Raw genomic sequence first — 12,631 nt, 5'->3', positions numbered from 1 at the left:
TTTTTTTGATTATGCCATCTGTCTTTTTGCCAGTCTAGAAAAGAGACCATCGTCTTGTTTCATTAGCTCTTCATAAGTTCCGGATTGAACAATAGACCCATTATCCATGACATAGATCTTATCTGCATTGATGATGGTACTTAATCGATGGGCGATGACTATTCTAGTTGCTTGTAAATTGTCTAGGCTTTTAGACACAATATTTTGAGTATGATTATCTAAAGCACTTGTGGCCTCGTCCATATATAATAACCTGGGCTTATGTGCGATGGCACGTGCGATCATTAACCGTTGACGCTGCCCTCCGGAGAAGGTGCCGCCGCCTTCGCTTACTACTGTGTGCATTTCCATAGGCATTTGTTTGATGTCTTCCTCTAACCCCGCCATTCTAGCAGCTTCCCAAGCATCTTCTAAGGTAAGTTCAGAATTACCAACAATGTTTTTATAGATGCTACCAGACATTAATGCGCCATTTTGAAGTACAACTCCGATTTGTCTCCTTACCAGATCTTTATTCATAGAATCAAAGGAATTTCCATCATAGTACACAGAACCAGCTTCCGGTTCTTCAAAACCGAGTAAGATTCTCATCACCGTAGATTTTCCAGAACCTGATGGCCCTATAAAAGCGACCATCTCTCCGGGATTGATTTTTAGAGAAAGATCTTTTAAGACCAATGGCTGGTCTTCGTTATATCTAAAGGAAATCGAATTAAGTTCGATTCCTCCACTTAATTCTCCAGGATCGAGACTATTTTCACTGGATTCTGGTGTTTCCTCCAGAATGGGTTTCACCCTTTCATAGAGTGTAATTATGTTTAATGAAGAGATCAACGACATGCTCATTCTCAACGAATCGTTGAGGAATTGGTTGAATGCACTAATAAAAGCCATAAACGCGCCAACAGAAATAAGTCCGGTTTCCGCCGAGGTTGCGGAGGTGACGGTATAATAGATAAATGAAAAGAAGAATACTTTGGTCATTAATGGATAAGAACCATTAAAGACCTCGATATAATTCTGATAACTACCAGACCTAAAGGCCAATTTCTTCAGTTTAGAAAACTTACTGGCCCAAAGTGTAAATATACGTTTCTCTGCTCCCGTGATTCTAATTTTAGTGATTCCAGAGAGAAACTCAAATAGAAAGCCTTGGATATTACCTTGCTCATCAGAAATATCTCGATCATATTTTAATTTTAACCAACCGATACCAGCTATAAATAGAATAGCTATGACGGCGAGTCCAACACCGATCCATGCCAAACTGGTGTCGTAATAAAAGAGAAGCCCTAAGTTGACGACTGAAAAGGCACCACTAAGCATAGCTGTCATTACTGTATTAGACAAAATTTGTCGTATCACGTTTACACTAAGCGCCCTGTTGGTAAGGTCTCCAGCTGAATACCTCTTATAAAAGGATACCGGTAAGCGCAGTAAATGATCCATTAGACCGCCCTGTAAGTTGATGTTCGATTTAGTTTCGACTCGCAGTTGCAACACACCTTGCACCAATTGCAAAAGTGCAGTAATGAATGCTATGATGAGCATTATAACAAAGACTTCGAATAACATTCCTCTATCCGCTGTCGGTATTACATCATCAAACATGACTCCAGAAAGAATCGGCACTAATAATCCTAATAGACTTCCAGCAAAAGCAGCAAGGACAAGATATTTTGAATCTCTTTTGATTCCTTTGATCGTAAAATTCCAAATTTTTCGAATAGTATTCATTTTCCCATCGAAAGCAAAGAAAAACATGTAGGCCACAGGTTCCAACGTGTCTGCCAGCTCTTTAGTTACAGTGCGTCCTTCAGCCACACTTATATTTTTGTAATCATAAGAGGTCCCGTTTTTTTGAATTAAGGCAACTGGTTCTCTCCCTTCTTTTGTAAAGGCAAGGACATGCCCATTTTCTTCTTTCCACCATGTCCCCCGAAGGATTACCTTTCGTATACGAACATTGGACGCCTGTCCTATGGCAAATAGTTGGTTTGTAAGACTGTTCTCATAGGACTCCATAAACGTTGGGGCTTCGAACCGAAATCCGACGGTATCACCTATGATCTGACATGTCGCCAATAGAGAATTGCTGCGCCTTGTGTGAGTAATAGATGGAAGTTTAGAACTCTTTCTGAAATTATCTCTGGAAACGATGCCACCCAAGTCATAAAGTATGGAGCTTAATTTTTGTCCATCGCTTTTTATCTTGTCATCTAAGCGTTTGTTCTCAGCGCTTTTTTGATAATTCTTATCTTCGATGATTCTTGAATAAAAATGCTCTTGGATATTATTTAATGAGAGCATAAAATAGATCTCCTCCTTAAGGACCTCTCTTGTGTCCAGAACCTCGACCTTTGTGTCTTTTTCCAGTGCTCTCATATATAAATGATTGCATATCGCAAAGGGATAGGGGTAGTCTGACGTTATATTTTGGATTTGCGTATCACCATATTTCGAAATACTCCCCTCTGTTATTCGACACCATTGTACTCCTTTAAATGGATATGCAATGTCATCTTTTTTAAAAGTGACACTGGTTTTTTCATCCAATGAGGTGTATAGGCGAGGAATGTTCCCAGGGTGAAGCCTTTGAGAAAGTGTTGTGATCCAATTATTGATATGGAATTGTAAAAATATATGATCTATATGGATCAGTTTGTTTTTGTTCAACTCGATTATTTTGGCATCGGAACTTGTTGCCAACAATTTTATACCTTCTTCTAAAGGTGCTGTTAATAAACTAAACAGAAGGGCACCCTTTTTTACTCGACAAAGATGGTGCAATCTACTTTTATAGCTTCCATCTATGGATACTTCGACATAGAAAACATCAACCTCTCCATTGATGACCATCCAAAATTTTTCATGGGAATCTAAGATTATCGATTTGTTGGCCCCTAGATGTATTTTTTTTTGATCTGACATATCCTCGTTCTATTTAGCGCTTATCAAATCGGCATAAAGCCCATTTTTCTCCATAAGTTCAGTATGTGAACCACGTTCTACTATCTTTCCAAACTTTAGGACAATGATCTCATCACAATCCTTAATGGTACTTAAGCGATGGGCAACGATAAGACATGTACACCCTCTTCGTTTTATATTGTCCATCACTAATTTTTCTGATTTTGGGTCTAATGCACTTGTCGCCTCATCCATAATTAGAATGGAAGGATTGAGGGTAAGTGCTCTTGCTATTTCGAGCCGTTGACGCTGCCCTCCACTAAAATTCGCGCCTCGTTCTGTTACTTCACCTTCATAGGCATTGGCCCTAGATGCAATGGTATCGTGTATCTCGGCATCGCGAGCAGAAAGGATGACTAGGCTTTCTGGTACTTGATCATTCCAAAATGAGATATTTTCTTGAATGGTACCATTGAACATTAATACTTCTTGATCGATAACGGCTACAGATTCATTAATTACATGTCGTGGAATATCTTTTCGCGATACATCGTCAAATAGGATGTCTCCTTCCCAAGGCTCATAAAGTCCTGCGACCAAACGAGCAATGGTTGACTTACCACTTCCTGATCCGCCAACCAGCGCAACTCTACTTCCAGGCTTTATTCGTAAATTAAAATCTGCGATAAGGGCAGGCATCACTTTACTATATCCAAACGAAAGATTCTTTATCTCTAGGTGACCATTTAGTTTATCTGTGATAATCGGATTTTCCTGATTGCTATCTTTAGAAATGTTGTTATGTCTTGAAAAATTTTCATTGATGTTGAGTCGGGAATTATTGGTTTCTTGCTGCTGGAACTCATCGGATGTCTCATAGTTCAATACATCATCTATTCGCCCCATATCTCCCTCTGTCTCTTGAAGCAGACTCCCAACAGTGACCAATTGATTAACTGGTCCCATAAAATTGTTCATCAGATATAAAAAGGCCACCAGCATCCCTAAGGTCATCTGACCATCCATCACTCTCATGGCACCAACTCCCAAAATAATACTGGTGTTCAAGGACATCAGCAAAGGGGGTATGATATTTAACTTTGTGGTTAGCCAACCCAGTTCTTGTTGTGCATTGATTACTTTGGCCAAGTATCCCGACCAGTTCATGAAAAAGTCATTTTCCCTACCTGAAGCCTTTAAGGTTTCGATCATACTTATTCCGGATGTCGTGGTGCCAAGTAGTTTCCCATTTTCGTTGATCAAACGACGATTCCCATCTTTTCGTGCCCTAGAAACAAACCGTAATGCCAATACATTGATTGCAGCCATGACAACACCTATTGATGTTAATAAAGGGTCATACGAAAGCATTAAAAGCGCGTAAAAAATAACCACAATGGCATTAAGTGCCGCGTTTGCCAGTTCGCCACTCAAAAGCTGTGCTACTTTATCATTTAGACTCACCCTGCTTCCAATTTCGCCACTATGACGTTGTGTGAAGAAGGAGATAGGTAGATGAAAAACATGCCATAAGAATTTACTTGATGTTGCCAGAGCTAGCTTAGTTTCTAGGCGTAATAAATAATATTGCTGAATATAGATGGTTGCAGCATTGATAAGTAATATACCACCCATTATAAGCAGTAGAGGCATCACGAAACCCGTTACCTGATTTACCAGGTATTTATCAATGAAAACCTGCGTAAATGAAGGAATTACCAGCCCAGGAATCACGAGAAAAAGACTAGCCAATACAATGAATACTACGCTAAGTTGAGAACTGGAGATCCTTGTAGCCAATGATGGGATAAGTCCTTTTTTCTCATTCCCCCTTTGAAACTTTTCATTAGGTTCAAATGTCATTACAACTCCTGTAAAGGCATCATCGAATTCTTGATGGCTCACATAGTACCTGCCTTGAGCTGGGTCACTTAGATAGACTCTGTCTTTCGTAAAGCCTTCTATGACCAAAAAATGATTAAAGTTCCAAAAAATGATTGCAGGCATTTTTACTTCCTTAAGCTTCTCAATGGACTTGGCATATCCCTTGGCGTCTAGACCATATTCTCTTGCAGCCCTTAGGATATTTGTAGCCTTTAGCCCGTCTCGTGAGACACCACAGGAGACACGGAGCTTTTCTAAAGGAACAAACTTCCCAAAATAGCCTAACATGATGCTTAATGCTGCAGCCCCGCATTCAACTCCTTCCATTTGAAGTACTGTAGGAGTTTTTACTGGTCTATTCTTTTGATGTATTTTAAGGATGTTTGCTATCATTTTGTCGTTTATATATGTTAGTAGAGGTCAAAGAATTTTCGTAAAGCGGGGATGACAATGGTGATAGGCGCCTCTGATTTGACTGTAATTTTTCCGATACAAGAGGTGCCTTCATTGATAAATACTTTAGGACCTTGTGCTGATGTCCATCGGAATCCACTGTAGGCTTCATTATCTTTTTCAAATTTGACATGCACTTCGAAAGGAGCGCCCATCCCGATGAATCCCTGAACTATTTGATCGTTCTTTACAGAGGTCATCATTCCTTTTTGTGTGATGGGAAAATCAGAAACGTAGGTCACCTTTGCCTTCATGAAGCCAAAATCCTGAGGTTGGACCGTAGATGGCGCCACCAGTGCTTCCATGCCCACTTTGATCTTTTTACCATCCTGCGAAGGAATGTAGAGTACCCCGCGCAGATTATCTGCAGCATCGTTTTGGTTTTTCAGCTTGAATAATGGAGTGCCTTGACCTACGATGATTCCGGTATCGGTAAGTACTTCAACAACCTCGCCGTCATAAGGAGAAGTGATATTGGATTGAATATCAAAACGCTCTATCAATTGCTCCAGCGCCCTTTCGGCTTTTGCAATACGCTGCTGCAAAAGAGTTCTTTTCTGATCTGAATCGAAGTCAAGGTTTAGCTTTTGTGAAGAGGTCTGGGCCATCTGTGCCTTCAGACTTTCTATTTGATTTTGGGCATTCTCAATTTGCTGTTCGGTATTTACTACTTGTACAGTTGTGATCAACCCTTTTGCCTGCAGATCCTTTTCGGTTTTTAGCTGATTGTTTAGAAACGTTAGTGCTTTTTGTTGGGTCTTGATTTGTAATTGGATACTGTTGCGTTGCTGAGAAAGAAATTCACTTTGTAGCTTGCTTTCTTGTGACCCAAACGACGTTAGTTGGGCCAATTCAAATTGGCGTTCGGACAAAAGAGCCCTGGCTTCTTCAATCTGTTGCGACAATTGTGGTTGTTCTATAGTTGCTATGACATCACCGCTTTCTACGATATCACCAATAGTAACTTTTAGATCGATCAATTGACCTTGAGCGGTGGAGACGACCTCATGAATCTCCCCCCCTAGAAGAACCCCAACCACATTGAGTTTGGTTTTTACATGTCCCCAAAATGACCATGCGATAGCGGTCGTTAAAATAATAGCTATGGTTGTGAGTCCAATCCAAGACCTTGGCCCTGTTACTTTTATCAGTTGGTCTAATTTCTCGGGTGTCGAGAGTTTTTCTAATGCAGCTTTTCTAAAAAATGTAGGAGGCATATCTTTATTTTGTTTAATTTTTTATTTTGGAATAGTGTAAAAAATGGATCGGTCAATTTTCTTTGGGATGGTATTTTGATCTGTTTTAATGAGCGTTCCAGTCTCAAAGCGAAGGTTGAGAATTGCCAGGGCAAACTCTTGTTGTGCTCTCAAATACTCTAAATGCGCAAAGGTTAACCGCTCTTGGAATAAGATCAGATTTAACAAAGTGGTAAGTCCATTTTGAAATTTTGTTTGTTCATTATCAAATACTTGTTGGTAATAGGCCAATGTCTGAGTCGCTTTCTCTAGGACCTGTACACTATTGTTTAAGTTGTTGTATGCCTGACTTACATTTATATCTATGTTTCGGATAAGGTTATCGTACGCAATATTTTGATTTGATAGCGCAATTTTACTCAACGCTAAATCTGCTTTAGCACGGTTGTTGTTCACTGGAAATGAGAACGTAAGCCCTAAAACGATAGTGTTGTTTCGTCCTTGCCTGTTTCCAAGTGCATTGAATACTTGCTCCAACCCTCCATTTGTTGCTGCGCCGCCGTAGGTTAAAGAACCCGTAATATCCAATCGTGGTAGAACACCATTTTTTGAAGCATGTACTTGAAGGACTAAACCTTCTTTTGTATTGGCAAGTGCTTTGATGTCTGTTCGATGATTTCGTGCCAGTTCTAAGAAATCAGAGATATCATTATCCTCAGAGAATTGAGACGCTAGGATGGTTGGAAAGTCGTCTATCGGGTCGTTGATGCTTTTACTTTCGGCTTCCTTAATTCCAATGACCCTACCTAGGTTGAGCCTTGCGTTGTATAGATTTTGTTTTGCGACAGTGGTTTGGCGTTCTTGCTCGGCGAGATCGGCTTTTATTTGAAAGAGGTCACTGGCTGGTTTTTTATCGGCTTTTACCAATTCTTCGGTTATTTCCAATACATGGCGAACGCGATCTTCATTTTCTTTGAAGACCTCTAGGTTTTTAAAGGCGGCCAGGTATTGCCAATAAGCGTTGCCCATTTGTAATACTTCAAATGCGCTATTCAATTTGAAATTCTCATTGGCACTCTTTATGTCTAAGGCTGCTGCCTTTTCAAAGGCAGTGGTCACCTTAAGGCCATTTCCGCGCAATAGGGGTTGTGTTAAGGAAAGTGTTGCGGACGTGGCATGTTCTGGGATGTTTGCCTCTACGTTTTCATTGAACCTATTTAGGGGGAGATTATCTGAACGTTTAGAATAATCTGTACTGATATTTGCGATGAGGCCGGTTCGGAATTTTTTTTGTAACCCTAATGAAATCCCAGTGTTATTTGTCTCCAATCTGCTAGAAAGAAGTTGTTTTCGGGGATCGGCATCAAAAAGTGTAAGCCTATCTTTCCTTACGTTTACTCCCGAAGAGAGTTGGTAATCAAAAGAGCTTTGCTGCGCTCTGAAATTTGCCATTGAACGGTCAATTTGTAATCTATTGGATCTTATGATCGGGCTTTCTTCAATGGTCAATATCGAAAGTGCTTCCAGTGTGCCACTAATGTGGTTTTGTCCAAATGAATTAAAAATGGCCAAAAAGAAGCTTAAAAATAAATAAGAAAGAGTGTTTTCTTTAGCTCTCATATTGTACGTTGCTTATACTTCAGAGAATTTCTTTAGAATTTGGCTGAATCGTGCTCCAGCTCGTGCGACCCCATCCAATACGTTGATATCAATGAGGTCTGTTTCTTCTGGGGTACCAAAACCCAACTGATCCGTTGTCTTACGTAGCCTATTAGAAAGAAATAGGGCCATGGCATAATAGAAATTGGCTTTAAATTGAAGGTCCATTTGCATACGATTTGTAATCAGTGCCTTGGAGATCACATAAATCTCACAAACTTCTGTTGCGATGACGGATACGGAGGGGGGCCTTGCCTCTAAGAAAGACATTTCTCCCAAGACTTCACCTGGGCCTACAGAAGCAATTTCATTGATGTTGGTAATGCCATCTCTAATAGAAAGTTCCCCAGACAGAATGATATAAAGATTCTCTATTTCTTCATCCCTGTGGATCAAAACATCACCTTTTTTTATGGTTTCTTTATGTCCGTTATTCATCATCCACTCGATATCCATATCATTGAGATGCCCTAGTAAAAAGAGTACACGTTTCATGGGTTTATGGTTTTTTTGGTTATTACTTTCTTATTTTGATACTGCTCAAAACTAGTTAAGGGATGAAACCTAAAAATGACAAGAAAGCGGTGAAAACTGACCAGAGGGGTGTATGATGAATATCTAGTGAGGCTTTGTAGGAAGGTTGAAAAAAATGATATTGGAATTAGATTGGTCTTCTACCTTTATTCGCATCCCTTTTGGGAAATGACTCGGTTTCCCGGTCACCTTTTCGATGGTCTTTATGGGGTTCTCGATCAATTTCTTTTTGAATCTGGGATTTTCCCAGCAGTTTTTTATCAAATGCGAGATAATGTGTTGTGCTTGGCGTTGTTGTCTTGTTAATTTCAAGGGATTGGTGTATTATCTATAAGACAAAAATACTTTTGCATGGAATGATGCAAATGCCAAAAAGTCTGATGTATTGAAAACTTCTATACAGGAAGAAGGTCTTTTGGCATGCTGCCATATTGCTTATAGAAGAGGTTAGAGAAATAATGGGCATCACTAAAGCCTACGGCATAGGCTACTTCAGAAATGGTGCGGTATGTGTAGTCTTCTATAAGTTTCCTTGCTTTGTAAAGCTTAAGGATGCGAATGTACTTATTGGGTGTTAGAGATAAAAACTTTTTGATGTTTCTATGCAATTGTCGCTCACTTACGGACACCTCAAATGCCAAAGCAAATAGACTTAGTTGATTTGGCTGGGTTTCATTAAAGACGATATCCTCTACATTTACCAACCATTCGATATCTGTTTTTGAGATCTTTTTTGGGTCAATGGCTCCATTGCACATGGCTTGTATCTGCGGATTTTTTCTGTAAAGCTCAAAGATTACAGGCTGTTTTGGTTTGGTGGCTTTTTCAGCGGCCTTTTTTATGACCTCCTCGACCAGTGCTGCTATCTTCTTGCTATTTTCCAAAGTTATTTGTGCAGTTTGCTCGTTGGAGGTGTTGCCATTGGCAGCAATGATGGTATCGAGTGGATTTTTGATACCGTTGGCCAGCTCCAACAAGAAATCTGGAGAATTCCAGTCTATGATGTTGGTTTGCGTATTCATGGATAACGATATCGGTTTTTGTTTTGGTCTCTTATCACTGTAAAACTAGCCTGCACAACTAGTATAGAACTGCCAATGAAGGTGTAAAAACTGCCAATCCTAATTACAAACCAAGATAGGGTCGTAGGTTGCAGAAAGCTTGCAAAGTAGTAAGGGATTGGAGGGATTTATGAATTGTTGTGAGAAGATATATACTTACTGGTACTTTTTTAAACCTGTAAAGTATATTGCCAGCCTAGAGAAAGTTATTATGTACATACGGGACACTTATCATAAAACAAAAAGATTGAACCCACTGGTGGTTCAACCTTTATGTTAAGTCCGAGTCGAAATTAATGACCAGACCCTTTGTATCAGTCCTGGTTCTTCTAATACTCTGCGATCATACCTACAACAAATCCAGCTGCGAATGCTGCGGCGAGACTTACCCATCCTCCAGCGACCAACTCTAACTCTTCTTCAGTTAACTCAAGATTGTCAAAATTTACTTTTGCCGGGATGTTTAGATATACGATATTCGAATCTGTTTGGTCAGATACTTCAATACGGCTCTTTCCGCTATCTAGTTGAAGTGTTCTTCCAAGGTGTTCCTTGATACTATCCAAAGGATTTTGTTTTAACGCTTCAATAAAGCTAGGGTCTTCCCATGCTTTTTTATACAATATGCCCAAGAAATCTTGGTTCTCTTTAAGTTGATGCATTGTAACTCCCATAATTCTAAGAATTTAAAGTTTTGTTTTAAAATATCTTTTTAAGAATAGCCATAAAAGCAGCTCCTGACGCTATTCCAGATGCAAATGCGCCAGCATGGGCTCCAAAATCTCCTCCGGCTATAAGTTCTAATTGCTCTTCACTTAATTCTAAGTTTTCTAAACTAACCTTTTTAGGAATGTTAAGATAGATAGTAGCACTATCGGTTTGGTCTTCTACAACAAAGTGTGGCATATCGGTGGCATCGATACTTTTCCCTAAAAATTGTTCAATAGCTTGTACAGGTTTCTCAATTAAAGTTTTCTTAAAAGCACTATCTTTCCATGCTTTAGATATAACTGACATATATAATTCTTGTCCTTCTTTTAATTCTTCTGATGTGATTTTCATATTATTTGTTTTTAATTTGGACTTTTTCTTAACTTTTCGGATTGTAGATTGGCAATGGATAGGTGGGTAGTGTAGGAATAATGATTGGTAATCCTACAGGAAAGATCTGCAATCCCCCAGCAACGGCTTCTAATTGTTCCTCGTTGAGTTCCACATCATCTGTCCTTTGTTCTACCGGGATGTTGATATAGACGGTAGCGGCATCGGTCTGGTCGCGCACCACCAAGGTCTTTCCTTCGGGAAGGTTTAAACGCTCTCCGGTTAGTTTTTCGATGGCCGCTGCAGGGTCTTTTAAGAGCTCGGCTTTAAAATCTTCGTTCTCCCATGCCTCATTGACGATGGTCTGATACAATTGTTGTTCTTTAGATAGTTCCATTATTTGTAATTTGGTTTATACTCTGAATAGGTCTTTCAATATGTCAATAATTGATGGGCCGTTATAGCATCCTCCGGCAACGGCTTCCAATTGCTCTTCATTTAGTTCTACATCCTCCATCTCGGGTTTTGCCGGAATATTGATATAGACGGTAGCGGCATCGGTCTGGTCTCTTACTACCAATTTTTTGCCTTCTGGGATGTTAAGCTTTTCACCAGTTAACTTTTCGATGGCTGAAACAGGGTTTTCTATAAGGTCAGCCTTGAAGGTTTCATTTTCCCATGCCTCGTTGACAATGGTTTCAAATAATTGTTGTTCTCTAGTTGTTTCCATAAGAATTTTGTTTTGATTTTTACGAATTAATTTATTTATTGTTAGAGTGTTCCCATGGGCCCTTTAGGAAATGTTGGTAACTTGGGATATGGGAAAAACGGATAATCGGTCAAAGGGATTCGTAATCCGCCGGCTACCGCCTCTAATTGTTCCTCGTTGAGTTCTACATCATCTGTCCTTTGTTCTGCTGGGATGTTGATATAGACGGTAGCGGCATCGGTCTGGTCGCGCACCACCAAGGTCTTTCCTTCGGGAAGGTTTAGACGCTCTCCGGTTAGTTTTTCGATGGCCGCTGCAGGGTCTTTTAAGAGCTCGGCTTTAAAATCTTCGTTCTCCCATGCCTCATTGACGATGGTCTGATACAATTGTTGTTCTTTAGATAGTTCCATATTTTTGATTTGAAATAGTTTAGATATGTTGAGTAAAAATATCTTCGATAGGGGGGATAAAAGCGCCAAAAAGACTGATAAAAACAATCTTTTAGCTTTTGGTCATTTAGGCTTTGCAATAATGATGTCTGGGATACAACCGCCCTCGTCGACACCTCCATATATTTTTATAGATTCTTTTTTTGTCAGCGTCATATTCTCAAATGCATAGCGCATTGTTTGTCTTGTTGATTTTTGGCTATTTGTAAATTCCATGATTCTTTTTGTTTGATTAATTTGTTGTTGTAAAACTAGGCGTACGATTATTGATAAAAATGCCAAACAGGCTGCCATTTCAGGCATATTTATTATAAGAAGGTTATCGAGGTTAGAGGATATGGGATATCAAATCAATAATGGCATCTATTGCAATAGCAACGATACTTTTTCTCATGTAATGGCTTCTAGCTGTTTCTCGCTGAGTTTGAGATTATCGATTTCTGGTTTTGCTTGAATATTGAGGTATATCTTGTCACCATTAGTTCGGTCACGTATCACTAATTCTATTCTATATGGCAATCTAACTTTTGTTCCGGTCAATTTTTCAATGGTAGTGCCAAGGTCCTTTAATAATTCAGCTTTAACGATTCGTTGTCCCATGTCTTGTTGGTCATAGTTGGATAAGTCCATTGTTCTGATTGATCCGTAATTACTTGGTAATAATATTCGTGATGAAGTATAGAGAAATGCCAAAATGTTGATGAGAAACTTGCAATAACTCCTAGGTTCTTACAT

Annotated in this window: 14 protein-coding genes; all 14 read right to left on the bottom strand. The window is 39.5% G+C overall.

Going from position 1 to position 12,631, the window contains the following annotated elements; translation table 11 throughout:
• Positions 1 to 9: 9 nt before the first annotated feature.
• Positions 10 to 2,931: an NHLP bacteriocin export ABC transporter permease/ATPase subunit gene (locus tag ACFQ1M_RS12090; RefSeq protein WP_386408551.1), complete on the bottom strand. Its 2,922-nt coding sequence runs from the start codon at positions 2,929 to 2,931 to the stop codon at positions 10 to 12.
• Between the two features lie 9 nt (positions 2,932 to 2,940).
• Entirely contained in the window at positions 2,941 to 5,187 is a 2,247-nt protein-coding gene (locus ACFQ1M_RS12085) for an NHLP family bacteriocin export ABC transporter peptidase/permease/ATPase subunit (protein ID WP_386408549.1), read from the bottom strand.
• A gap of 17 nt (positions 5,188 to 5,204) precedes the next feature.
• Positions 5,205 to 6,464, bottom strand: coding sequence for an NHLP bacteriocin system secretion protein (locus ACFQ1M_RS12080; RefSeq protein ID WP_386408547.1), 1,260 nt, complete (start codon positions 6,462 to 6,464; stop codon positions 5,205 to 5,207).
• 21 nt (positions 6,465 to 6,485) lie between these two features.
• A complete protein-coding gene (locus ACFQ1M_RS12075) occupies positions 6,486 to 8,063 on the bottom strand; it encodes a TolC family protein (RefSeq protein WP_386408545.1) in 1,578 nt (525 codons plus the stop codon).
• A 12-nt stretch (positions 8,064 to 8,075) separates the two neighbouring features.
• A complete protein-coding gene (locus ACFQ1M_RS12070; protein WP_386408543.1) occupies positions 8,076 to 8,597 on the bottom strand; it encodes a cyclic nucleotide-binding domain-containing protein in 522 nt (173 codons plus the stop codon).
• A 123-nt stretch (positions 8,598 to 8,720) separates the two neighbouring features.
• The gene (locus ACFQ1M_RS12065) at positions 8,721 to 8,948 is read right to left on the bottom strand and encodes a hypothetical protein (RefSeq protein ID WP_386408541.1); all 228 of its coding nucleotides are present in this window, start codon (positions 8,946 to 8,948) and stop codon (positions 8,721 to 8,723) included.
• Positions 8,949 to 9,031: 83 nt separating this feature from the next.
• Complete coding sequence (locus ACFQ1M_RS12060; protein ID WP_386408539.1) at positions 9,032 to 9,658, bottom strand: helix-turn-helix domain-containing protein; 627 nt, start codon at positions 9,656 to 9,658, stop codon at positions 9,032 to 9,034.
• A 368-nt stretch (positions 9,659 to 10,026) separates the two neighbouring features.
• Positions 10,027 to 10,371, bottom strand: coding sequence for a class IIb bacteriocin, lactobin A/cerein 7B family (locus ACFQ1M_RS12055; protein ID WP_386408537.1), 345 nt, complete (start codon positions 10,369 to 10,371; stop codon positions 10,027 to 10,029).
• Positions 10,372 to 10,396: 25 nt separating this feature from the next.
• Positions 10,397 to 10,759: a hypothetical protein gene (locus ACFQ1M_RS12050; RefSeq protein WP_386408536.1), complete on the bottom strand. Its 363-nt coding sequence runs from the start codon at positions 10,757 to 10,759 to the stop codon at positions 10,397 to 10,399.
• A 28-nt stretch (positions 10,760 to 10,787) separates the two neighbouring features.
• A complete protein-coding gene (locus ACFQ1M_RS12045; protein ID WP_386408534.1) occupies positions 10,788 to 11,135 on the bottom strand; it encodes an NHLP leader peptide family RiPP precursor in 348 nt (115 codons plus the stop codon).
• Between the two features lie 15 nt (positions 11,136 to 11,150).
• Positions 11,151 to 11,468, bottom strand: coding sequence for an NHLP leader peptide family RiPP precursor (locus tag ACFQ1M_RS12040; protein ID WP_386408532.1), 318 nt, complete (start codon positions 11,466 to 11,468; stop codon positions 11,151 to 11,153).
• Between the two features lie 41 nt (positions 11,469 to 11,509).
• Complete coding sequence (locus ACFQ1M_RS12035; RefSeq protein ID WP_386408530.1) at positions 11,510 to 11,857, bottom strand: NHLP leader peptide family RiPP precursor; 348 nt, start codon at positions 11,855 to 11,857, stop codon at positions 11,510 to 11,512.
• Between the two features lie 102 nt (positions 11,858 to 11,959).
• Positions 11,960 to 12,190, bottom strand: a complete 231-nt coding sequence (locus ACFQ1M_RS12030) for a hypothetical protein (protein ID WP_386408528.1) — start codon at positions 12,188 to 12,190, stop codon at positions 11,960 to 11,962.
• A 96-nt stretch (positions 12,191 to 12,286) separates the two neighbouring features.
• Positions 12,287 to 12,526, bottom strand: coding sequence for a hypothetical protein (locus ACFQ1M_RS12025; RefSeq protein WP_386408526.1), 240 nt, complete (start codon positions 12,524 to 12,526; stop codon positions 12,287 to 12,289).
• Positions 12,527 to 12,631 lie beyond the last annotated feature (105 nt).

The organism is Sungkyunkwania multivorans, assembly GCF_042675645.1.
Classification (GTDB): domain Bacteria; phylum Bacteroidota; class Bacteroidia; order Flavobacteriales; family Flavobacteriaceae; genus Sungkyunkwania; species Sungkyunkwania multivorans.
This window is presented reverse-complemented; position numbering and strand designations above follow the sequence as displayed.

Bases quoted from the DNA above. Each gene is read 5' to 3' on its own strand.
- ACFQ1M_RS12090 (WP_386408551.1), bottom strand. From the start codon at position 2,931: ATGTCAGATCAAAAAAAAATACATCTAGGGGCCAACAAATCGATAATC.
- ACFQ1M_RS12085 (WP_386408549.1), bottom strand. From the start codon at position 5,187: ATGATAGCAAACATCCTTAAAATACATCAAAAGAATAGACCAGTAAAA.
- ACFQ1M_RS12080 (WP_386408547.1), bottom strand. From the start codon at position 6,464: ATGCCTCCTACATTTTTTAGAAAAGCTGCATTAGAAAAACTCTCGACA.
- ACFQ1M_RS12075 (WP_386408545.1), bottom strand. From the start codon at position 8,063: ATGAGAGCTAAAGAAAACACTCTTTCTTATTTATTTTTAAGCTTCTTT.
- ACFQ1M_RS12070 (WP_386408543.1), bottom strand. From the start codon at position 8,597: ATGAAACGTGTACTCTTTTTACTAGGGCATCTCAATGATATGGATATC.
- ACFQ1M_RS12060 (WP_386408539.1), bottom strand. From the start codon at position 9,658: ATGAATACGCAAACCAACATCATAGACTGGAATTCTCCAGATTTCTTG.
- ACFQ1M_RS12055 (WP_386408537.1), bottom strand. From the start codon at position 10,371: ATGGGAGTTACAATGCATCAACTTAAAGAGAACCAAGATTTCTTGGGC.
- ACFQ1M_RS12050 (WP_386408536.1), bottom strand. From the start codon at position 10,759: ATGAAAATCACATCAGAAGAATTAAAAGAAGGACAAGAATTATATATG.
- ACFQ1M_RS12045 (WP_386408534.1), bottom strand. From the start codon at position 11,135: ATGGAACTATCTAAAGAACAACAATTGTATCAGACCATCGTCAATGAG.
- ACFQ1M_RS12040 (WP_386408532.1), bottom strand. From the start codon at position 11,468: ATGGAAACAACTAGAGAACAACAATTATTTGAAACCATTGTCAACGAG.
- ACFQ1M_RS12035 (WP_386408530.1), bottom strand. From the start codon at position 11,857: ATGGAACTATCTAAAGAACAACAATTGTATCAGACCATCGTCAATGAG.
- ACFQ1M_RS12030 (WP_386408528.1), bottom strand. From the start codon at position 12,190: ATGGCAGCCTGTTTGGCATTTTTATCAATAATCGTACGCCTAGTTTTA.
- ACFQ1M_RS12025 (WP_386408526.1), bottom strand. From the start codon at position 12,526: ATGGACTTATCCAACTATGACCAACAAGACATGGGACAACGAATCGTT.